Source organism: Thioclava sp. IC9 (assembly GCF_002213225.1).
Lineage (GTDB): Bacteria > Pseudomonadota > Alphaproteobacteria > Rhodobacterales > Rhodobacteraceae > Thioclava > Thioclava nitratireducens.
In genome coordinates, this window is sequence record NZ_NBNX01000001.1 from 781,504 (window position 1) to 803,473 (window position 21,970).

The following is a 21,970-nucleotide window of genomic DNA, read 5'->3' on the forward strand; positions in this document are numbered from 1 at the left end:
ATTACGCCTCCTCGTTCTTCTTCTGGGCGCGTTTGAGCGCGGAGACGGCAGCGTGAACTGCCACCGCACCGCCGACGACGGCCGCCGTGGTGCCGCCGACCACATCGGCATTCGCTTCGATCCCGAATTGCTTGATGTTGGTGAGCCGGTCGTAGAAGGAGCCCTGATCCCAGAACCCGTCCTCGGAACAGCCGATACAGCCGTGACCCGACTGGATCGGGAAGCTGACACCCTCGTTCCAGCGCACGGTCGAGCACGCGTTGTAGGTGGTCGGCCCTTTGCAGCCCATCTTGTAGAGGCAATAGCCCTTGCGCGCGTTCTCGTCGTCCCACGTCTCGACGAACTGACCGGCGTCGAAATGCGGACGGCGGTAGCACTTGTCGTGGATACGCTGCGAATAGAACATCTGCGGGCGGCCCTGACGGTCCAGCTCGGGCATCCGGTCGAAGGTCAGCATGTAGGTGATCACGCCGGTCATCACCTCGGCGATGGGCGGGCAGCCCGGCACCTTGATGATCGGCTTGTCGGTGATGACCTTGTGCACCGGGGTGGCGCGCGTCGGGTTCGGGGCGGCAGCCTGCACGCAGCCATAGGAGGCGCAGGCACCCCAGGAGATAATGGCTTTCGCGTGCTCGGCAGCGTGGCGGAGTTGGTCCACGAAGGGCTTGCCGCCCACGATGCAGTACATCCCGTCTTCGTTGAGCGGCGGATTGCCCTCCACGGCGAGGATGTAATTCCCTTTATACTTGTCGATCGTGTCCTGCAGCGCGGCTTCCGCCTGCGCGCCCGCCGCCGCCATCAGCGTGTCGTCATAGTCGAGCGAGATCATCGAGAGCACGACATCCTTGGCCAGCGGGTGGGCCGAGCGGATGAAGCTTTCCGAACAACAGGTACATTCGAGCCCGTGCACCCAGATCACCGGGGTGCGCGGCTTGGTTTCCATCGCATGGGCGATCTTGGGCACATAGGCCGGGCCGAGACCCAGCGCCGCCGCCGTCAGCGAGCAATATTTCATGAAGCTGCGGCGGGTAATCCCCTGCCGACGCATCACGTCGTAAAAGGTTTCGATCGCAGGCAAAGTGTCCCTCCCTCTGTGATCCCGATGACCGGATTCTCCCTCCTCCCGAGGGGAATACGCATATGTGATCTCAGGATTGGCAGGTCGGGTCCGCGAACAGAACGAAATAATGACAGGATGTCGCAGGCGCGAATTCCTGTTTGTTTCCGATATGTTGCCAGTCAAAACCCCGGTGCGGCGCGGGGCTGCACTGGTACGTCAGTGACCAGCTTTCCGGGATTCCGGTCAGTCTCTTTCCGACTGCGCCGCAGCAATCACCGCCTGCCCCAGCGCCAGCGAGCCGTCATTCGCCGGCAGCGTGCGATGGCTCAGCACCGGCAGGTCGCCCAGCGCGGCGCAGGTGAGCCGATGCAACAGCGCGTTCTGATACACGCCACCGGTGAGCGCCGCGGCTTTCGCGTCTCCGCTTTCGATCAGCGACCGCACCCGGCGGGCAAAGCCCTGCGCCAGCGCCGCATGGAACCGAAGCGCGATGGCCTCGGGCGCAACCCCGGCCTCCAGATCGGCGGCGAGCGCCTGAAAAAACGGTCCGGTCTCGAGCGCGTCGCCCGCATCCGAGAACGCATAGGCCCCGGCCTCCGCTGACTCACCGTTGGCCAACGCGTGCGCCGCCAACGCTTCGAGCCGCATCGCGGCCTCGCCCTCAAAGCTCTGCCGCATCGGGCAAATCCCGAGGCAGGCCGCCACCGCATCGAAGAGCCGCCCCGCCGACGAGGACAGCGGTGCGTTGATCCCCTTCGCCGCCGCCTGACGCGCCAGATCGCGCGGCGCCTCCGGGAACAGCATGTCGGCCAGCCCCTCCAGCCCCGCCGCATCGAGCCGCACCAGCGCATTGCGCCACGGCTCTGCCTGCGCCCGGTCGCCACCGATCAGCGGCGCGGGCTCCAGCCAGCCGCGCCGCGCGAACCCAAGGTAATCGCCCAGCAACAGTTCGCCGCCCCAGACCGTGCCATCGGGCCCCAAGCCGAGCCCGTCGAGCACGATCCCCGCGACCTTGCCGCCCTCCAGAGGCCAGCCATTCTCGGCCATGCAGGCCGCGAGATGCGCATGGTGATGCTGCACCTCGACCAGCTGCAACCCGTCGCGCGCGGCCCGTTCGGCCCCGTGGCGCGAAGCCCGAAAATCGGGGTGCAGATCGACCGCCACGACTTCGGGGCGATGATCGAACAGCGCCGCATAATCCGCATCGGCCTGCTCGAACGCCTCCCATGTCAGCGCCTCGTCCAGCTCGCCCAGATGATGGCCCAGCAGCGCCTGCCCGTTCTTGATCAGGCAGATCGCCGCCTTCATCTGCCCGCCATAGCCCACAACCTGCGGCGCGCCCTCGAACCCTTCGGGTAGGGGCACGGTGCCCGGCACCTGCCCCCTCGCGCGGCGCAGCACCATCGGCGGATCGGCCCGCACGACGCTGTCATCGAGCCGCCGCGCAATGTCGCGGTCATGCATCAGGAAAGCATCGACGAAGCCAGCCAGCTTCTCGCGCGCCTCACCGTTGCCGATCACCTGCGGCTCGCCCGAGAGATTGCCCGAGGTCATCACCAAGGGGCGCCCCTCTTCCCCCCGCGCCCATTCGCGCAACAGCAGATGATGCAGCGGCGTATAGGGCAGCATCCAGCCGAGGCTGTCCTGCCCGGGCGCCACTGCCTCCGGCAAAGCCTCCCCCGCCTTTTGCAGCAACACGATCGGCGCCGCAGGATCGCGCAGCAATTCTTCCTCGGCTTCCGAAACCCGGGCATAGCGGCGGATCGTCTCGATCTCGCCCATCAGCGCGAAGGGCTTTGCAGGCCTGCGCTTGCGCTCGCGCAACAGCGCCACGGCCTCGGCATTGGTCGCATCGCAGGCGAGATGAAACCCGCCCAAGCCTTTCACTGCGACGATGCCCCCGCCCTGCAAAACCGCTCCGACCTCTTCGGCAGGACGCTCCTCCCCGCCCATCTCCAGCCACACCCGCGGCCCGCAATCGGGACAGGCGATCGGCTGCGCGTGGAAACGTCGATCCGCCGGGTTCTCATATTCCGCGCGGCAGGCGGAGCACATCTCGAAGGGCGCCATCGTCGTCTGCGCCCGGTCATAGGGCAGCGCGTGCAGGATCGTGAAACGCGGCCCACAATGGGTGCAGTTGGTGAAGGCGTAGTGCCGCCTGCGCCCGTCGCCCCGGATTTCCGCGAGACAATCCGGGCAGGTCGCCGCATCCGGCGTCACCCGCGTCTCGGCCCCCGCCCCCTGCGAGGCAACGATATCAAAACTCTCAGGCGCGGTGTCGAACACAAACTCCGACACCTCCACCGCATCGACCCGCGCAAGCGGCGGCGCCTCCGCCGAGATCGCCTCGGCCAAACCGTCCAGCGCCCCCGCCACCCGGATCAGCACGCCCTCGGGATCGTTGAGCACATGGCCCGAAAGCCCGCGCTCCTGCGCAAGCCGCCAGATGAAGGGGCGGAACCCCACCCCCTGCACCTGCCCGCGCACCCTGATCTCGAAACCCTGCATCTTCCTCTTGGCTCAAATATCCCGGGGGTTTGGGGGCAGAGCCCCCATTTTCATCAACGTTTCTCGCCCTCCGGCGACGGCAGGGGCGGAGCCCTCAACTTACTCAATGCACCGTGCAGACCATGCAGGGATCGAAACTGCGCACGATATGCTGCACCGAGACCGGGGTGGTCTCGCCCGCCGCGACCGGCGCACCGACCAGTGCGGCCTCCAGCGGGCCCGGCACACCCTCCGCGTCGCGCGGGCTGAAATTCCACGTCGTGGGCGCGATGATCTGATAGGAAGCGATGCGCCCGTCCTCGATCCGCAACCAATGGCCCAGCGCGCCGCGCGCGGCCTCCACCAGCCCCGCGCCCTGCCCTGCCTCGGGCAGATCGCCCTGCAGCATGAACGCAGCAGCCGGATCGATCCCTTTCGCAAGCCCCTCCATGAAGGCTTGCGTCCGCGCCAGCTCCAACAGCCGCCCCGCGACCCGCGCCAGAACGCCGCCACCCGCCAGCGCACGTGCCAGCGGGTGCCCGTCCACGACCTGCCGCGCGAGCGCGCCGGTCTCCACCGTCTGACCGTTCAGCCGCGGCGCCTTGCACCAGCTGTAGGCGGCGTCGCGCATCGCCTCATCGGGCCGTGTCTCGCCCTGCCAGGGATGAGCCTGCGCCCCCAGCATCCACGCATGGCTGAGGTCTTCGGTGATCGCGCCGAAATCGACCGTGACCAAGGCCCCGTCCCACAGCCCGCGCCCAAAGCCATAGCCCTCGGCCAGCGGATAGGCTCCGAAGCTCATATACCGGCCCGAGCCGCGCCCGAGCCGGTCCAGATCCAGATCGGCCGCGATGCGCAGGAACAGCCCCGCATCGCCGGTCTCCCACGCCATCAGCTGATCGACGGTCTCATTCGCACAGAAGGCCTCGAGCGACCCGCCGAAAACCACCTCCTCCAGATAGCGCCGGAAAGCGCGCAACGTCGTCTCGATGCGCACCTTGTCGCGCGGTCCCGGCGCGCGCGTCACGCCGCCGGGCTGGATTGCGAGCGTATGGGGCCATTTGCCCGCCATTAGCCCGAGGATATGCATCAGCTCGGCGCGTGCCGCGACCGCCGCGCGCTGCGCGCCGCCCTCGGCGGGGGTGAAGCGCGACACCGCCCGGTCAAACCACGGTTTACCTGCGTAAACGGGGCGGATGAAATCGGGCATGAAGAACAGGTTGAAGTGGAACAGGTGGTCCGAGACATTCTCGACCGCATGGATCAGCGCCGCCATACCCGCGCCCTGTGGCGTGGGCTCCAGCCCCATGGCCGCGCCCAGCGCGCGCGCCGCCGCCGCGGACTGGCTGATCGAGCAGATGCCGCAGATCCGCGGCGTGATCGTCAGCGCATCGCGCGGGTCCTTGCCTTCCAGCATCCGCTCGAACCCGCGATAGAGCGGCGAGTTCACGCGGGCCTCGGCCACCGCCCCATCGGCGAGATCGAGATGCACTTCCAGATCGCCCTCGACCCGGTTGAAAGGGCCCACGACGAGGCGCGGCGTCTCTGTCATCTGCGTCCTTTCGGCTTGCGGATCGTCGGCGTCACCTCGACCCGGTCGGCAACCGCGTTCTTCGCGATCCGCTCGGGCGTCGCCGCCTTCGACAGCGAGGCGAGCGCCATAAACCATGCCTTTGGCATATCGGTCGGAAGGCCCACCGGGATGCCCGCGATCTTCGGCGTCTCGGTGAAGGCATGGCGTGGTTCCTCGAATTCGGGCGCGGTGCAGTTGATGCAGGGATAGCCCCCCGAGGTGCACGACCCGTCGCCGTTCCAAGGCCGGATATTGCAGTCCCCCACGGCCTGCGTGCCGATGCAGCCCAAGTTCTCCATCATGCAGCCGATATCGGACAGCTCGACCGCCGAGGCCTTGTATTCGTAGAACTCGTTTTTCGAGCAGCCGTGATGGACGAGATGCTTGGCGTAGAACAAAGGCCGCCCGAAAGCGTCGAGATCTTCCGCCCCCAGCGCGCCTTCATTGAGCAGCAAAAGCGTCTCGGTCACCCAGTCGGGATGGGTCGGGCAGCCCGCCACGTTGATCACCGGAAGGCCAGAGCCCGAGCGAAACTCCACCGGCAGCGCGCCTCCCGGCAGCGCCCCGTCATATTGCACGCCGACCGCATCGGAGGGGTTGCCGCCCGCCGAGGTCACGCCGCCATAGGTCGCGCAGGTGCCCACCGCGACAACATGCCGGGCTTTCGGCGCGAGGCTCACCACCCAGTCGAGCATCGAGCGCCCGGTGCCGGACACCATCTGGAACTTGCCCGTCCCGCGCGGCCCACGCGCGATCGAGCCCTCGACGGCCAGCACGTCCAGCGCGATCTCGCCGCTCTCGATCGCCTCGAAAATCGCGCGCACCTCCGCGCCGGTCTCGAGGCTCACGGTCGGGTGCCAGAGGAACTCGATCCCCGCGCCGCCCAGCGTGTCGAAGACATTCGGGGATTCCGCGCAAAGGAGCGACATGGTGCAGCCGCCGCAGCCTGCCGCTTGCAGCCAGAGAACCTTCATTCCGCCCCCTCACCCAGTTCCAGATCGAAGGAGAAACAGGCCCCGCCCAGCGCCGACCCTTTCGGGCAGAGCCGCAGACGCCCGCCATGTTCCTCGATGATCTTATGGCTAATCGCGAGGCCCAGCCCCGTGCCCGCGCCCACCGCCTTGGTGGTGAAGAACGGATCAAAGATCGCCTGCGTCAGCTCCTCGGTCACGCCGGGACCATTGTCGCCAACCGACAGCGTCCCGCGCCCCTCCATCACGCGCGCGTCGACCTCGATCCGGCCGGTGCCCTCTTCGAGCCCCGAAAGCGCGTCGATTGCATTTTGCACGAGGTTCATCACGACCTGCTGGATATGCCCCTGCCGACCGCGCACCTGCAGCGTCTCTGCGCCGGTGAAGGCGATCTCGACCCCGGCCTTGGAGCCGCGTTGCACCCAGTTCGCCGCCACCCGCGCGGTCTCGACCAGATCGAAGACGACCATCTCGCCCGAGCCCTCGGCACTCAGCCGCCGCAGATCCTCGACGATGTCGCGCACCCGTTCTGCCCCGTCGCGCGCGCCCTCGATGGCCGAACGCAGGTTGCGGATTTCACGGTCGAGCTTCAGCTCCTCGCGCAGGGCGATCAGTGCCTCGCGATCCGCTCCGGCCTGCACTTTCTCGAAATAGGCCTCGAACTTGCCCGCATAGCGCTCCAACGCATGGGTATTTGCGTAGACGAAAGAAATCGGGTTGTTCAGCTCATGCGCGACCCCAGCAAGAAGACGGCCCAGCGAGGCCAATTTCTCGTTGCGCACCAGTTGCGCCTGCGTCGATTTTAGCTCTTCATGGCTGCGCTCCAGCTCGGAGTATGCCTGGCGCAATTCGCCCAAGGGCCGCCCGGTCAGCACATAGCCCGCGACCCGGGAACGTTCATCCATACGAGGGCTGATCGACAACTCCAGCGGCGCAGGGCCTTCCGGCCCGCCGAGCGCGGCCTCGATGGTGACGGGGTTGCGGGTATTGGCGGCTTCGGCCAGCCCCCGATCGAGCACCTCGGCGCTGCGCGCGTCAAACATGCTCGCAAGTTTGCGACCGTGCCACGCGCCGGGCGGCTCGCCCGTCAGGCTGGCGACCGAGGCCGAAGTTTCCAGCACCTCGCCCGAACGCGAAATCACGATCAACGCATCCGAGACCGAGGCGAGGATCGACCCGAGGAAAGAGCGCAGATCCTCCAGCTCGTGGTTCTGCTGCTCCAGCCGTTCCTGATAGTCGACAAGATCGGCATAGGTTCGGTCCACCGCCGAAAGTACGTCGAACCAAACATCCTCACCATCGCCGCCCTGCGCCGCGGCGGGCGCGTGGCGCAGCAACCCGGCAAGCGTCGGGTCGAGCGGCGGCTGGTTTTCAGGGGCGGATTCGCGTGACATGAAACTCCCGGCGAGCGGCGTCGAGCCTATTCCCTTTCCCTATCGCTAGAACATTCGCGCGCGCAGGTCCATCTTGTCGCGTGCGGCGGCTGTCACCGCATCGCAAGAGATCACCGCCAGAATTCACTCTTGGCGCGGAAGCCTAGTTCGGGCGGGCAGGCGTTTGAGGCCAACAAATTCACGACCAGCGACAAGGCTTTTCTTGAAACCAACATCACATTCCACCTCGAAGTAGCGAAGATCCCGGGAAAGTTTTCGTCGACAGCCCCCATACTAACGTCCAAAACTGGCTTTAGGAGCATCGCCTTGTGGCGATCCATCGCGTCGGCGCCCGCGACGCCCGCGGCCGCTCCGCGCCCAGATTGACTCGTGCTGCGAAGCGATCGAATGGCGGCTTTCTAAATCTGTATGATGCTTGCTCGACGTCAGCACCGGCGTATCTCTCAATTTTGGAGATATTCTTCTACGGAAAGCACCGGATTTCTAGACGTTAATCCCTCAGAATCTAGATCTTCAATGAAGAACCGAGAAGGAGCAGGCTGCGGGATCTTTGGGACCATGACTTCGGGATCGCGGAGCTGGTGCTGATCGACACGCCACGCGGTTCGCCGCAGAGAGGATTCCAACTCGTCGCGGCCTATCTGAAGCGCGGCCATTAGGGCGGCTGGCGGATCTCGCGCCGGGCGCTCTTCACGGGAGCCGGCACTGTCAACTTCAGCCGGTCGATACCATTCGCGAAAGCCACTGGGCGAATTCGTAGTTCGGGCGTTCGAGATGCGAGAGGGGCCCGGGCTTGGCAAAGCGGCTTTGCATACCTTTCCAGACTTTTTCGGTGCAGCCCTTGTCTTCCGCGTTCACCTCGTCGAGCAGTTTCTTGAGAGCGGCGAGATGGGCCTCCGCGTCCGGATCTGCGAGGAAATCGGGCGAGAGGCCGCCGCCATAAAGAATCTTCACGTGATCGGGCCCGTCAGGACGCAGAGAAAGATACCAGAAATAGCCCGGGGTGAGCGTGATCATCAGCGACGGGTAAATCGCCAGCAGCCACGTGCGGCGGCGGTCGTCACCTTCCAGGACGGTGTTGGACGGATGCGCCAGTGCCAGCGGCACGGAATCGGCTTTGAGGATGTGGTGAAAGTTGAAATTCTCGAAACCTTCAGGGCAGACCATGTCCTTGAGCCTGCTCGCGCCACCGATCGTACCCGCGTGGCAGACCGGCAGGTGGTAGCTCTCCATGAAGTTCTCGGCGAGAATCTTCCAGTTGGTGTTCCAGCGATGCTCCTCGCGGAACGTCTCGCGATAGCTCGCCATGTCAAGGTAGCCGACAAGATCGTCCACCTCGGAATAGATCTCCGAGGGCTCCGCCAGATCAGGATCGAGGGTCAGCATGATCCAGCCCTTCCAATCGACGCAGCGGACCGAGGGCAAGCCCGAACTTTCCTTGCAGAAAGAGCCGTTCATCTCCATTGCCGGCGCGCCGCGGAGCAATCCGTCGAGCGAATAAGTCCAGGCGTGGTAAGGACAGGTGATGACTCGCACGGTGCCACGCCCATCCAGCAGCGTCGACATTCGGTGGCGGCAGACGTTCGACATCGCTCGCAGTGCGCCCTTGGCGTCGCGTAGCACGATGATCGGCTCGCCGGCAACCTCGGTCGTCAAGTAGGCGCCCGGTCCGTCGAGCGAGTCAGCGCGACCGACGCAGACCCAGCTCTTCGCGAAGATCCGCTCCTCTTCGACGGCGAGAAACTCCTTTGAGGTGTAGACGGAGCTCGGCATAGCAAAGGCGTGCTCGAACGGGACCGCCACATTGGCGGCGAGTTCGGCAACAGGATCGATCCGAGGGATGGTGACGGGAGTGTTCTCGTTCATCGAAGGCTCCATATCTGGCCCGGAGATGTTCATTCCGGGCCTCTCCTGAATGCCGCCGCCCCTGCTTCGTTGAAAGAAATTTTTCTATTAGTCTGGCTTAGGCTAGGGCTAAACGAAGCGACCGGAGGTCAAACTGCGCGACGAGCGGATTCCACGCGCGCCGCACCGCCTCCACGTCCCGCAAGAGGCCTGCAGAACCACCTTCAATAGGACAGATAAGCGCGCAAAATTCGTATGCAGCTCTCGAGTTCGGAGATCGCAATCGATTCGTCGGGTTGGTGACCGTCGCCCATGTCGCCTGGCCCCCAGACGATCGTGGCAAGGCCGAGTTTTGCGAAAAATCCCGCTTCCGTGCCGAATGCGACGGTGCCGGCGTCCGGCTGCGCAAGGCTAGACGCAAAAGCGCGGATTGCCGGGTGCTCTGCGTTGCTGCAAAGACCCGGGTAGCTCCCTGTCTGCGTGATCGTCACATTGCGGGGCACATCGAGACCCGCCATGATCGCCTCGGGCGTCTCGGCCGTGAGGTGGCGGATCTCAAACAGAAGCTCAGCGCGGTCCGGAACGATGTTCAACGCGGTGCCGCCACGCAAGACCCCGGCATGGATTGTCGAGAAGGGAGGGTCATAGCGCCCGTCCAGCGCGCCCTCCTTCACGAGTGTGGACTGCCGCTCCCGGATCGCCTGCACGAGGTCGGCAGCCGGGTGCAGCGCGTTCCGAAACTGCGGCGCCATCGCCGAGTGCCCAGCTTCGCCAGTCGCGACAGCCCGGTAGCTTGCCTTGCCCTTGTGTCCGGTCACGATCTTCAGCGAAGTCGGCTCTCCAACAAGACAGAGGTCTGGCCGTCCCAGCGTAGGGATTACCGTATCGATCATCTCGGCTATGCCGCGGCAACCGATCTCCTCATCCCAGCTGAGCGCGAGGCTCAGAGGCATGCTCTGGGCGCCGACCTTCAGTGATTGCGCGACGGCCAGAACGCAGGCAAGAAAGCCTTTCATGTCGGTCGTGCCGCGCCCAAAATATCGGCCATCGCGCTCGAAGAGGCCAAAGGCATCTCGCGACCACGCCTGCCCTGCGACCGGTACGACATCGGAGTGTGCAGAGCAGAGCAGGCCGCCGTCTCCTTCCCCGCGCTTTGCAAGTAGACCCGCCTTCAGGCCATCGGCGGACACGAGCCGCCATGTCGCGAAACCGTGCAACTGCAGAAAGTCTTCGACCCAATCGACTAATGCGCCGTTGGGCCCATCCGTGACCGTTGGAAAACCGACGAGCGCTGCGAGGATGTCTTTGGTGGAGAGTTCCATGACCTACCTCTTTGCCGCCGCGAAACTGAATTCGCTCGCATCGCCCAGATTTTCACGGACATGCTCAATGAAAGCGGCGACCGTTCGTGAGGTTTCCGCTCCTCGGCTCTTCAGAATGCCCATCTTGAGCAACCGAGGTGCGCCCGAGATCGGCACGAAACGCAGCGTGCCGCCGTCGGGAGCTTGGTCCGTGATCGGCCGGATATTGGCGATGGAATAACCGAAGTTATTCGCCACCAGTGAGCGCATAACCGCGATATCACGCGTCCGCTCCACCACGCGCGGGCGCTGTCCCGTGGCACCGAAGAGCGACAGGAAATAGTCGGTGCTCACCGGTAGATCGAGCAGGATCATTGGCAGGTCGACAAGTTCCGAAGGCGCCACTTCGCGCAGCCCAGCCAGAGGATGATCCTGCGCGAAATGTGCAACGGGCGGCAGGTCGATCAATGGCTGGAAATCGAGATCGGGGGGAATGTCGAGATCGTAGGTTATCGCCACATCCAACCTGGCATCCCGCAGCTGCTCAAAAATCTCAGATTGATCGCGTTCGAACTGGTGGAAGACAACCTCGGGATAGGTGTCGATGAAACTGCGGCGCAGTTTCGGTAGCACGATCTGCGCGAAGGTGATCAGACAGCCTACATGCAGGTCGCCTCGCACCGTGCCGGCCAAGTCGCTCGCCAGATCGCCGAGCGCCTCCGCCCGTGCGACGGCCTCCCGCGCCCCCTCTAGGAACCGACGCCCCACTTGCGATACGGTCAGGCCATGGGCATGACGCCGATTGAAGAGCGTCAAGCCGACCTCTGCCTCGAGCTGGCCAATGGCAGCGGAAATCGTGGGCGAAGAGACGTTCAGCTTCTGGGCCGCGAGCGTAATGGAGCCACAATCGCAGACAGCGATAAAGTATTCGAGCTGGCGGAGCGTGATCCGCAACGGCATCAGTCGTCGCCCGGAACGCCATAGGACGGTGCTGCGCCTGGGTTCAACGCGCGGGTCACGTAATCGTCGGCCTGCGGACGGTAGCGCGCCCAAAGATCGGACAACGCGGTGATCGGACAGCCCTCGTCGAGCCAGTCGACCCGCAGATCGGCATAGGGCCAGCTTTGCCGGTCCACGATCAACAGCCCCGCGGAATGCACTGGACCGGCTTCGCCGCCGGCTTCGAGACCCGCCTTCATCGCCGCGATCAGGCGATCCCCGAATGGACCTTCCGTCGCTTCAAAGGCCGCCACCATCTTCGCCGGGATACCATTCTCCGCCAGCATGTTGCCGCCTGCGGCGCAGTCGCGGCCCTCGGCGGAGGCCCATATCCCGAGGGCCTTCGGACCCGAATGAACCGATGTCGCGCCGCGCGCGTCAATTGCGAGAAGCTGGCGATAATCGGGATGATCGTCGCCGTCGCGTGCCGCGGCCACGGCATCCGCTGCGCCCTCACCCGCTGCCATCCGGTCCAGCATGATTTGCCCCAGCTCGGGATTGGTCACGTTTTGCGACGAGACCGCGCCGACGTCGGCACGCGCCCGCGCGCAGCGGGCTGCGACCGCCGGTGAAGACGAGGATATTGCAACGCCGAGCTGGCCGCTTTGCGCACATCTGGCTACTATAGAAAAGGTCATGCGTGCTCCGTTTCGCTGCAGAAATCGGGTCAATCGGGGATTACGGCTGTTGCGTCAATCTCCACCAGCCATTCGGGTCGCGCAAGAGCGACCACGACGAGACCAGTGCAAACAGGATGCACACCGCGGATGTATTTGCCCATTGTCCGGTAGACGGCCTCGCGGTGGCGCACGTCGGTAAGGTAGACGACAAGTTTGGTCAGATGCGCCATCTCGCCTCCTGCCTCTTCGATGAGCTGGTGGATGTTCTGCATGACCTTGTGGGTCTGCTCGACCGGGTCGTGGCTATCGATATTCTTCGCGGTGTCGAGGTCTTGCGGACACTGCCCTCGTAGGAAGATCATCTGCCCACGCGCCACGACGGCCTGCGCGAGATCATTGTCGAGGTTCTGTTCGGGGTAAGTGTCCTTCGTGTTGAAGGCGCGAATTCGGGTATGAGCCATGATGTTTCCCTGTTCGGATCAAGCGGGGCGGGAAGCGGCGCGGGCCGCTGCGGGATCGGGACGATAGGCACGGTAGCTGGCCTGGATCTCGATGTGATCTGCGAGGTATTTCGCATCATGCCAGACGCCCCAAATGAAGCTGGATCCGCGCCCCGAAAGCCATGGCAGGCCGAGAAAATACACCCCCGGTGCGCGCGACACGCCACGCTGATGCGCGGGCCGGCCAGCCTCGTCAAAGGCATCGACCGCCATCCAGCCGTAATCGTTAGCGAAACCGGTCGCCCAAATGATAGTGGAAATGCCAGCCGCGCGAATGTCGAGCGTCTGCAGCGGGTCGGTCACGCAGTCCGGCATCGCGGCAAGCGCCCGGGCCGATGGCTCGGGAGGCAGATCGAGTCCGTTGCGCGTCACATAGGCGTCTGCCTCGTCGAGAAGCGCGAGATAGTTCTCGTCTCCACGGCGGATGTTGCGTTCGAGGTCCGCGGCGAAGGAAAGCACGCCATTGGCACAAGTCTCGGTGCGTCCGAGAAGGGTAATACCTTTTTGGGCAAGCCTGCGGAAATCGACCGTTTGCCCCCCGTTTGCTCCGCTGACTGCGATGGTGACATGCTCGGCGCCCGGCGCGCTCGCCTGCCGGTCCCACTTCCCGAGCACGCCCAGCCACCAGACGAAGTCGCGGCCACGATAGCTGCGGGGCGGCCGGTCATGCGGTCCCACCGAAAGGAAGACGCGTCGCCCTGCCCGCACCAGCTCATCCGCGATCTGCGCTCCGGAAGATCCTGCGCCAACAACGAGCACCGCCCCCTTCGGCAGCGCATCCGGATTTCGGTAATCGCTGGAATGTATCTGGGTAAGCCACTCGGACTCGGGCACAATCGGGGGGATCACTGGTTTCTGGAAGGCACCGGTCGCAACGACGACGGTTTGCGCCTCGATCACTCCTTCCGACGTGTCCGCGCGATACCCTGGACGCCCCTCCAGCGGCGTGAGCTCCGTCACCTCGACCCCGCTCCGTATCTGACCCGCAAAGCGTTCGGCATAAGCCTCGAAATACGCGGCCACATCCTCTTTCCCGACGAAGGCGTCCGGAGAGTGGCCCTCGAATTCCATGTTCGGGAAGCGATCATGCCAGGCCGGTCCGTTCGCGACGAGCGAGTCCCAACGGCGCGTGCGCCAGGATTCGGCGATGCGCGCCCGCTCGAGGACAATATGTGCGATCCGCCGTCGCGTCAGATGCTCACTCATGGCGATCCCGGCCTGACCCGCACCAATGACGAGCGTATTGGTGTCTTCAATCTTCATCAGCGCAGTCCCCAACGGTTTGTTTCGTTGCCCGAAAGTGGCACGAGGGCCCTCGTCCCTTCTCGGTATAACCGGGGCAGGTTAACTAAAATAACGATTTTCTATAGCATGGATTAGGATCGACCTAAGTCATTCCACTATTCTCCCTGGAGCATTGGTGATCAGTGAGAGCATCGGACAAACAGAGCAGCCAATGATGGTCTTCATCGTCGAAGTTGTCTGTGGTCAGGTGACCTTGGTCATCACTCGAACTTTCAATCTCGCGCACAGTCCTAGATCCATGTAAAACTAACGTTCCATTTCCAACGCAAATTTCAGAAACATAGTTTGACACTCCCTGCCCTCCCTCTACGCACCCGCCGCCGCGCACTCGGCCACACTCAGGCAGCTGTCGCCTCATCAGCGGGCATCAGCATCCCGGCGCTACGCAATCTAGAGACCGGCCGCGGTGCGATCGGCTCGCTCGCGCGGGTGTTGCCGGTTCTCGAACTGCGCTGGTCTTGGGTGGACGGTGCAGCTGTCGGCCCGGCGCTGGCGGAGCGGCGGCGCGCCGCCGGTCTGAGCCAGAGCGCGCTGGCTATCCGGGTCGGGTGCTCGCGGCCGACCATCCATGTTCTAGAACGCGATCTGACGGGGCGGATCGAGACGTTGCTACGGGTCTTAGGCGTGCTGGGCCTTCGAACAGCGGTCAGAGAGCTACCGCGTGCCAGCAAGCCCGGGCTCGTGCCAATGCGGAACGCACCGGAGCGGGATCGCGTGATGACGCCCCCTGCCCTCGCCGCCGCGATCATCGCGCATTTCGCGGACCGAATCTCAGGTCATGCGCTCGATCCCGCGCGGGGATTGGGTGCGTTTCATGATCAACTGCCGATGCATCTCGACCGGTTTTGGTGCGAACTGGAAGACGGGCGGGATTTCCTGGAATGGGACACGCAGGTCGACTGGATCATCACCAACCCGCCCTGGTCGAAGATCCGAGCGTTTACGCAACACGCGATGACGGTGGCCGATCATATCGTCTGGCTGGTGCCGATCGTGAACATCACGACCAAGGCCCGGCTGCGGGATCTTCGGGACCATGGCTTCGGGATCGCGGAGCTGGTGCTGACCGAAACGCCACGCGATTGGCCGCAGAGCGGGTTCCAGCTGGTCGCGGCCTATCTGAAACGCGGCCACGAGGGCGACTGGCGGATCTCGCGGCTGGAAGCGGAGGCTCAGGACTGAGCGAGCAACGCGCCGCTGTCATCGGCGCTGCAACGGCAAAGATTGCGTGAGGTCGGAGATCGGGCCAGACTGCGGCTCAACAAGACTTGCCAGAAGACTGCGCGTTGTTGCTCGCGCACCGCTCCCCCTACCGAGAGGTCGTCCCTTGACCGAGTTCACCGCAGATCAGATGACAGCTGTCGGGCTTGAGGCCTATGGTCGCATCGCCGCGCAATGGGAACTGTCCGCGAAGGAGGCCGCCGCGCTTGTCGGGTTCTCCGAGGCTGACAGTGCCGGGGCACGCGATCCTCATGAGGTCATCAGCCTCACCGAAGATCAGACGCTGCGGCTCTCGGCGGTTCTCGGGATCTACAAGGCGCTCGGCACCTATTTCGAGGATCCGATCGCATGTGCCTGGATGACCCAGGCCAATACGGGGCCGCTCTTTGCGGGCGCGCGGCCGGTCGATGTCGCGATTGAAGGCGGACTGCCGGCCTTGCTCGAGATCCGGTGCGAGTGCGAGGGCGTCGCGATGGGGCTCTGACCGCCACCCCTCTCAAGCCACCCCGCCCAGCATAGGTTCAGCACACCGATCCCATCCTAGCACATCGCCTCGTCTGCGGCGCGCCCCCGGGCGGCCGTTTGCATCTCGTCGCGCGCTGGTGCGACGCTTTGGCAAGGATGGCGTGCCATCCGCGCAGTTGGGTCGAGATCCTGCGTCAGCGGATTTCGACCCGACGGAGCGCCTCCCCGGCGTGAGGGGCAGACGATGGTAGCTTTAGCTACCTACAGTCTGTCGCTGTATCTAGCCCACACCGGGGCCGTTTTCGAAATAGAATTTCGCAAACGTTATCAGTATCCTAGGTTATCCCCACCTTCGCTTCAAGAGGACCGGATTCCGTTTCGGATTTTCGCTGGGCCTGTATAAATGAGCAGCCATGATCGCAATTGAAGAGGTGCGCCGTGGCCTACCAGTTCGTCCATATTCAGACTTACAGCCTCAAGCCGACCTTGGTTCAGAGAACGAAGGATCACTACAACGACCTCAATCAGGTCTTCGGCGAGGCGCTGCGAGACCAGCGATATTCCAGGCACATCGCGACGCCCCGCCCGCCTCAGATCCTTACTGGCTTCGGCTTGATCGCCCCGGCTGAGCTGCGTCGTCTCCATGATGCGCATCGGACCGAGATCCGGGAAACCGTGCGCAAGAAAGGCGGTGGCAGCTACGAGCGGGGGCTGAAGACGGACGCACCGACGCTCTACACGGAAATCCATTCCCACCCGATCACCTCAGCTGAGTATCTTGGCGGCTCGGAAGAGATCATCGCCGAGATCGAGACATGGGCCAATCGCCTGCTGAGGGATTTCCGGGCAAGAATGCCTGAAGGCCTCTCCGCCTCGGCGGTGATGCATCTCGACGAGAAATATGTCCATATCCACGTCCTCGCCGTCAATTTGACAGATCCGAAACTCAGCGCGAACAAGCTGCATGTGGGCAAGGTCGCAGCCGCAGCATTGCGCACCGCCCATGGTCCTGCTGAGGCACTCACCTCCCTGCCCCGTCCGGAGCCTGTTTCGCGACCGTTGAAACCCAAGCGCCCGAAGCCGTCGAAGAACCGTGTGACGCAGGCCCGGCGCATGAGCCTCTATGAGGAGCAGATCGCTGCGTGGCAGGAGCGCTGCGCCGAGATCGAGCGGCAAAACTCCGAGGCTCTCGCGACTTGGACCTTCGAGAATGACCGTCACATGCACAAGGCGCGCAAAAACAGAACTGAGAAGAACTCTGAAAAGGCGGCCTATGAGGCCGCGATGGCGTCCTTTCAGGACGACTATTACGAGGCCGTCGGCAAACCCTGTGGCCTGCTGCGCCACGGCCCCCGGAACGCGCGGCTCTCTACGGTGCAATATGCGGAGCGCAAGGCGCATGCACGCCATATTGCGAAGGTTGAAGCCGCACAGCGGGAATTGGATCTTTCGAACAAGACAAAAGCGGAAAGGTTGGAGAAAGAGGAAAAGGCGTTGGGCAAACAGGTCGATACTTTGAAGGAGAGGTTGCAGCGGATCGAAACGGAGAACGAAAAGCTCGTGCGGCGAAAACAGAAGGTCGACGCGCAAGAAGACGAGATTGCCGAGCGGGAGAACGCCGCAGAGCTTCGCGAGCAGGTCGCGACGCGGAAGCTTCAGGAGTCGGAGGCCGGTCTCAAGACGATGCGCGACATGCTGGACATGGTCGAGGATGGGCGGTTTCTGGAGATGAATGAACCGGATCAGTTCCTCCATCGGGCCCCGAAGTTTCTGCAACAGATCGCAGCGACAGAGCCTGACGAACGCAGCACTGTCCAGAAGATGGTCATCCGCTTCGCAGGGCTGTTGCAACGCGTCGTCACGGCGATGGGCGGCGGCCCGGAAAAGGTGCCACCCGAGATCAACAGGGGGCCGGAGCTGTGAACCCTACCCGGCTCGCCTACCACGGAGCGTTTGGGTGAAATCTGCACCCGCCTCGCACCTTTGGTCACGACCTGCCGCGCTCACCAGACCACCGCTTGAAGCGTGCTGGCGGCCGGTCTCAGCCGAAAGTGACCGAAACCTCAGTCGACACGCAGCTAGGCGGGCGCGTTGAGGTCGAGAGGACAGAACGATCCTGAACAAGCGGTAGAAGAGAAGACGCCAATGCCTGTAATCGAAGCTGCGCTCGATACAGCTTCTGCTGCACGCGCCACCGCCCTTTCGCATTACTTCGGCAAGTAGCCGTTCTCTTTGAGATAGTCCGTCAAAAGCTTCTCAATCAACGATGTGAGCGACCGTTGATCATCCATTGCAGCGCGATCCGCCGCATCCTTCAAGGTCGGAGTGATCCGGAGATTAACTTGCTTGGTCTTCGGCTCTCGCGACATTTTTGTATATACATCCTCTTTACATCCCAGAATTCGGTGTATATACAAATGCTATACGCCGAAACTGGCCCTCGCCAATGGTTGCAACATCGACGAGGACCGCCAATCCCTGATCTTTCGTGGAGACCAGACAATGACTACTCAAGCCAATACCACTCTCAACGGTAACGTCAAAGCGCCTGAGCGCCACCCGCCTCTGAAGACCGAGCTGTTCGACGAGAACGCTTCGTTCATCGTCTCGCGCGCCTGAGCGCCCTTCCCGTCCATCAATGCCCATAATGACCGACCTGCGCCATCTCTTGGACGCAGCGCGTGTCTCTATGCGCTTACTTCAGAGGCAACCATGACTCACAACGTTTCTACCCCCACCCCGCAGTCGCCCTTTGTCATTCCTCCCGGGAACCACCCCCCTCTTTATATTCCGCGTCGTTCGCGGTCCGCGCCAGCGGAGGAGTGGCACGAGGTATCCGGCGAAATCCATGACGCGTGGATCGAGATCGCGATGGATAAGGGCTTTCGCATCGATCGCCGAGTGCGCGATCGCTATCACGTCGTCCTCGAATGTGAGGAATGCGGAGCGCATGTTGCACAGAAGCTCTTCACCCTGCGCACCGCAAGTGTCGCCTGCACAGCGTGTGAGGATGCTCGGCGACGCGAAGCAGCGAGGTTGGCCGGTCTTAATTTCCTCGGCTACGACATCGCCGACGCCAGTTACGGTTTCTATGAGGCAAGCTGTGGCCACACCTTGCGCCGACAGTTCGAGCTCGTCGGACGGGCTGCTCGAGGCGAAGTGGAAGCGCGCTGCGAGATTTGCCACCTCGCGCGCGAAGAAGACGAAGCGATCGAGAGAGGTTGGGAGCGGCTCGGCGCGGATCTTGCGAATGACCCGAATTACCGCATGTATCGGCACGAATGCGGCCATGAACAACGGGTTGCACGCGCCAACATGCAGAGTGGACATGTCGATTGTGGTGCCTGCGGCGCATCATGGTCTGCGCGATCTTCCGTCATTTATCTCCTCGATATCCGACACGGCGAGGATCATGTGTTGAAGTTGGGCTACAGCAATGACCCCGAGCGCCGCCACCGCTATCAGCTCGGCATTCCCAAAGATGCTTCGGTGACGATCCTGCGACAGGTCGAAATGAAATCCGGAAGCGTTGCCTGCTCCGCAGAGAAGACAATGCACGGCACCCTTACGCGTCACCTCACCGAAGCGGTCGTGCCGCAAACGGAGTTCGGGCATCTCCTGAATACGACTGGCGAAGTATATCGTCCCTGGGCCCGCCCCGAGATTGAGAGTCTTCTCGATGCAGTCGTGCTCGCGCAGGCCAGCGGCGGGGTTAAGGTCTAAGAACCTCTCGCTAGCTTTCTTCCCTTTCCCACCCCGGCCCTTGCCGGGGTGCATCTCCTCTCTGCCTGGAGCTGCCTTATGAAAAGAACCAAAATCACCCCCGCGCCGCCTTGGGCACCCTTCGCCGAACACGTCATCGCCCGGCTTCGGTTGCGCCATGCGCTGATCTTAGACAGCGCATGCGAAAATCCTGGAGAATGGGAGTCCAGTTTCGCGGAGGACACCAATGGGCCCGCGCCCGTTGAGGATTGGGAGACCGTGGGGAACTCTACTGGAGAAAACTCATCATGTCGCCCACCTACCTCCGACCGCGTGGCGCCGAACAGGGGCGCCACCGGCGAAGGTGACAAAAAAATGGGACCCAGCGACGAACCTGACGAAGACCCGGCCGACATCGCGATCCCGACGAACGAACTCTTGATCGCCCTGCAACTTGCGGCCGCATTCGGGAACGAGACCGAGTTCCGCGAGCAACTCGCTCAAGGAGCGATCACCGTTCTCCACGGGCTCCACACGGATGACATCAAATTCCTGACGTCCGTCATTGAAGACGCGATGTTGCCACCGGGTTGGGCACTCGAAAGAGTCGTTCGCGGCTCGCCGCACCAAACGCTTCTCTTCGCGGAAAGCGGTGTTGGGGCCGCACTCCTCCCGGAGCGGCTCGCGCTTCGTGCCCCGCTCTTCATTGCCCATATCGCCTCCCGCGATTTGCCCAATGCCTACCTGCGTCCGCCCTGCAAACAGGTCACGTTCCTACCGCCTGACGCGGATGTTTTGATGTTTCTGCTGCGTGCGAGCCGCGGGGACATGGAAGCGATCGACGAAGAGGCAATTCGCGCCACTCTGCCCTCGCCCGAAGCGATGGCCAAATTCAGTCGCGAGCAGTGGTTGATTGCACTACGTGCACCGACAGCCCACGCGGTCGCTGAGCGGTTCGCAGGCTTCACCGAGAACCGCGCAGGAAAGTCTTTCTCGGGAAGGGTCCTACCTGATCTTGAGGCCATGGCAAAACGCACTCCGGTTCACGCGGAAGCGTGGCGGATGGTGCGAGATCTCGCTGCCTGGAAGGCAGGAGAGGTCGACTGGTCGGAACTTACACGCTCGCTTCTCCTTCATGGCGCACCCGGGACCGGCAAGACTTGGATTGCCCAAGCGATGGGCAAAAGCGCCGGCGTCGCCTTGGTGCAGACCAGTTTCGCGGAATGGCAAGCCGAAGGACACCTCGGTCACATGCTGGCCGCTATGCGGAAAAGTTTTGCCGAGGCGCGCGCGGCGGCGCCTTGCGTCATGTTCATCGACGAGATCGACGCCGTGGGCAGTCGTGAGGATCGTGATCCGCGCAATAGAAACTATCGCGACCAGGTCATCAACGCATTCCTTGAAGAAGTCGATGCGCTCTCCCGCGAACCAGGCGTCCTGCTTGTCGGTGCCTGCAACTACCCTACCCGCATTGATCCAGCGATCTTGCGACCGGGACGCTTCGACGTGTCGCTCGAAGTGCCGCTACCTGATCGTCACTTCCTGGAAGCCATGCTGCGTGACGCGCTGGCTGGAACGTTAACCGACGCGGATTTCGCAGAAATCGCGCGCGTCGCCGTTGGACACACGCCTGCCTCGCTCGACGCTGCGATCCGGGCGGCGAAATCCGAAGCTAGGCACAGTGGCCGAATGCTCGATGCACCGATGCTGCGGACGTTTCTGGGGCATGGGGAAGGGACATCAGGAGACCTGAAGCGTATCGCCATGCACGAGGCTGGGCACGCTGTTGTCGCCGAACTTCTTCGTCCCGGCTCAGTTCGCAGGGTCCAAGTTTCGCCACTTCATGGCTTTATCGAGCGTGCGCCCGCCCCCGTTTCGATGCTGCTTGCTGACATCGAAGACCAAGTCGTAGCACTCCTTGCCGGCCGAGCCGCAGAGCACGTCCTTCTCGGCACAGTGTCGAACGGATCCGGAGGTGGGGATCGATCTGACCTCGCGCATGCAACCGAACTCTGCATGGCTATCGAGCATAGATACGGAATGGGAAGCGACGGCTTACTGTGGAGCCCTGAAGACGTTCTCACCGTTGGGAGCCCGCGCGCGCTTCGTTCGCACGTCCGAAAGCGGCTGGACACCGCATGGCAACGCGCATGCGATTTGGTTCGTGAGAATGTCCTAGCGGTGGAGAGGGTAGGAAATGCGCTTATCGGCGAACGCGAGCTTTGCGGCGAAACCCTTCACGAGCTCACTACTGAAACAAGCGAGCCAGACAGACCAGAGCGCAAACAGGCTCGGCCTGGTGTTGAATAGTCAGCGATCACCCAGAATGGGAAAGGTTGCCTAACAAGGCCGAGGCCGGGTGGGACCCGTCCTATTTTTTGACCGGTTCGGCCCGAAAGAGACATTGATCCCAAGGCGGACCGCTACGGCGCAGCGTCACCGAACCGGTCATCTGCCCTTTGCGCAGCAAACCGGTTCCGGCGGAGGTCAGCTGAGCGGACGCCGCTGCCGTTCGCCTCTGCCGCCT

The 21,970-nt window shown here is 63.3% G+C and carries 16 protein-coding genes; 5 read left to right on the forward strand and 11 right to left on the reverse strand.

The window, feature by feature from the left end:
• Position 1 precedes the first annotated feature (1 nt).
• From B6V76_RS03600 to B6V76_RS03655, 11 genes are all read right to left on the reverse strand, one after another.
• Positions 2 to 1,078 (reverse strand): hydrogenase small subunit, encoded by a 1,077-nt coding sequence (locus B6V76_RS03600; protein WP_078542014.1) that lies wholly within the window; start codon positions 1,076 to 1,078, stop codon positions 2 to 4.
• Between the two features lie 225 nt (positions 1,079 to 1,303).
• The gene (gene hypF, locus B6V76_RS03605; RefSeq protein WP_088726677.1) at positions 1,304 to 3,568 is read right to left on the reverse strand and encodes a carbamoyltransferase HypF; all 2,265 of its coding nucleotides are present in this window, start codon (positions 3,566 to 3,568) and stop codon (positions 1,304 to 1,306) included.
• Positions 3,569 to 3,671: 103 nt separating this feature from the next.
• Entirely contained in the window at positions 3,672 to 5,099 is a 1,428-nt protein-coding gene (locus tag B6V76_RS03610; protein ID WP_088726678.1) for a nickel-dependent hydrogenase large subunit, read from the reverse strand.
• Entirely contained in the window at positions 5,096 to 6,094 is a 999-nt protein-coding gene (locus B6V76_RS03615; protein WP_088726679.1) for a HupU protein, read from the reverse strand. The genes B6V76_RS03610 and B6V76_RS03615 overlap by 4 nt, the downstream gene beginning before the upstream one ends.
• Complete coding sequence (locus tag B6V76_RS03620) at positions 6,091 to 7,485, reverse strand: ATP-binding protein (RefSeq protein WP_081874913.1); 1,395 nt, start codon at positions 7,483 to 7,485, stop codon at positions 6,091 to 6,093. Before B6V76_RS03620 ends, B6V76_RS03615 begins: the two co-directional genes overlap by 4 nt.
• Positions 7,486 to 8,199: 714 nt before the next feature.
• Positions 8,200 to 9,327, reverse strand: a complete 1,128-nt coding sequence (locus B6V76_RS03630) for an SRPBCC family protein (protein WP_088726904.1) — start codon at positions 9,325 to 9,327, stop codon at positions 8,200 to 8,202.
• Between the two features lie 227 nt (positions 9,328 to 9,554).
• Entirely contained in the window at positions 9,555 to 10,652 is a 1,098-nt protein-coding gene (gene argE / locus B6V76_RS03635) for an acetylornithine deacetylase (RefSeq protein ID WP_088726681.1), read from the reverse strand.
• Positions 10,653 to 10,655: 3 nt separating this feature from the next.
• Positions 10,656 to 11,591: a LysR family transcriptional regulator gene (locus B6V76_RS03640; RefSeq protein WP_088726682.1), complete on the reverse strand. Its 936-nt coding sequence runs from the start codon at positions 11,589 to 11,591 to the stop codon at positions 10,656 to 10,658.
• A complete protein-coding gene (locus tag B6V76_RS03645) occupies positions 11,591 to 12,268 on the reverse strand; it encodes a DUF1028 domain-containing protein (RefSeq protein WP_088726683.1) in 678 nt (225 codons plus the stop codon). Before B6V76_RS03645 ends, B6V76_RS03640 begins: the two co-directional genes overlap by 1 nt.
• Before the next feature lie 29 nt (positions 12,269 to 12,297).
• Positions 12,298 to 12,711: a RidA family protein gene (locus B6V76_RS03650; protein WP_088726684.1), complete on the reverse strand. Its 414-nt coding sequence runs from the start codon at positions 12,709 to 12,711 to the stop codon at positions 12,298 to 12,300.
• Positions 12,712 to 12,729: 18 nt separating this feature from the next.
• On the reverse strand, positions 12,730 to 14,013 hold the full coding sequence (locus B6V76_RS03655; protein ID WP_088726905.1) for an NAD(P)/FAD-dependent oxidoreductase: 1,284 nt from the start codon (positions 14,011 to 14,013) through the stop codon (positions 12,730 to 12,732).
• Between the two features lie 327 nt (positions 14,014 to 14,340).
• Here B6V76_RS03655 and B6V76_RS03660 point away from each other — a divergent pair, with 327 nt between their 5' ends.
• The 5 genes from B6V76_RS03660 to B6V76_RS03680 all read left to right on the forward strand — a co-directional run bounded on the left by B6V76_RS03660 (position 14,341) and on the right by B6V76_RS03680 (position 21,753).
• The gene (locus B6V76_RS03660) at positions 14,341 to 15,237 is read left to right on the forward strand and encodes a helix-turn-helix transcriptional regulator (protein WP_088726685.1); all 897 of its coding nucleotides are present in this window, start codon (positions 14,341 to 14,343) and stop codon (positions 15,235 to 15,237) included.
• 145 nt (positions 15,238 to 15,382) lie between these two features.
• Positions 15,383 to 15,760 carry a hypothetical protein gene (locus B6V76_RS03665; protein ID WP_038145408.1) on the forward strand — a complete coding sequence of 126 codons (378 nt, stop codon included), beginning with the start codon at positions 15,383 to 15,385 and terminating at the stop codon, positions 15,758 to 15,760.
• Positions 15,761 to 16,179: 419 nt separating this feature from the next.
• Positions 16,180 to 17,664: a Mob protein gene (locus tag B6V76_RS03670; protein WP_088726686.1), complete on the forward strand. Its 1,485-nt coding sequence runs from the start codon at positions 16,180 to 16,182 to the stop codon at positions 17,662 to 17,664.
• A 789-nt stretch (positions 17,665 to 18,453) separates the two neighbouring features.
• The gene (locus tag B6V76_RS03675; protein ID WP_141104873.1) at positions 18,454 to 19,464 is read left to right on the forward strand and encodes a hypothetical protein; all 1,011 of its coding nucleotides are present in this window, start codon (positions 18,454 to 18,456) and stop codon (positions 19,462 to 19,464) included.
• Between the two features lie 78 nt (positions 19,465 to 19,542).
• Positions 19,543 to 21,753: an AAA family ATPase gene (locus B6V76_RS03680; protein ID WP_088726687.1), complete on the forward strand. Its 2,211-nt coding sequence runs from the start codon at positions 19,543 to 19,545 to the stop codon at positions 21,751 to 21,753.
• The last annotated feature ends 217 nt before the right edge of the window (positions 21,754 to 21,970 follow it).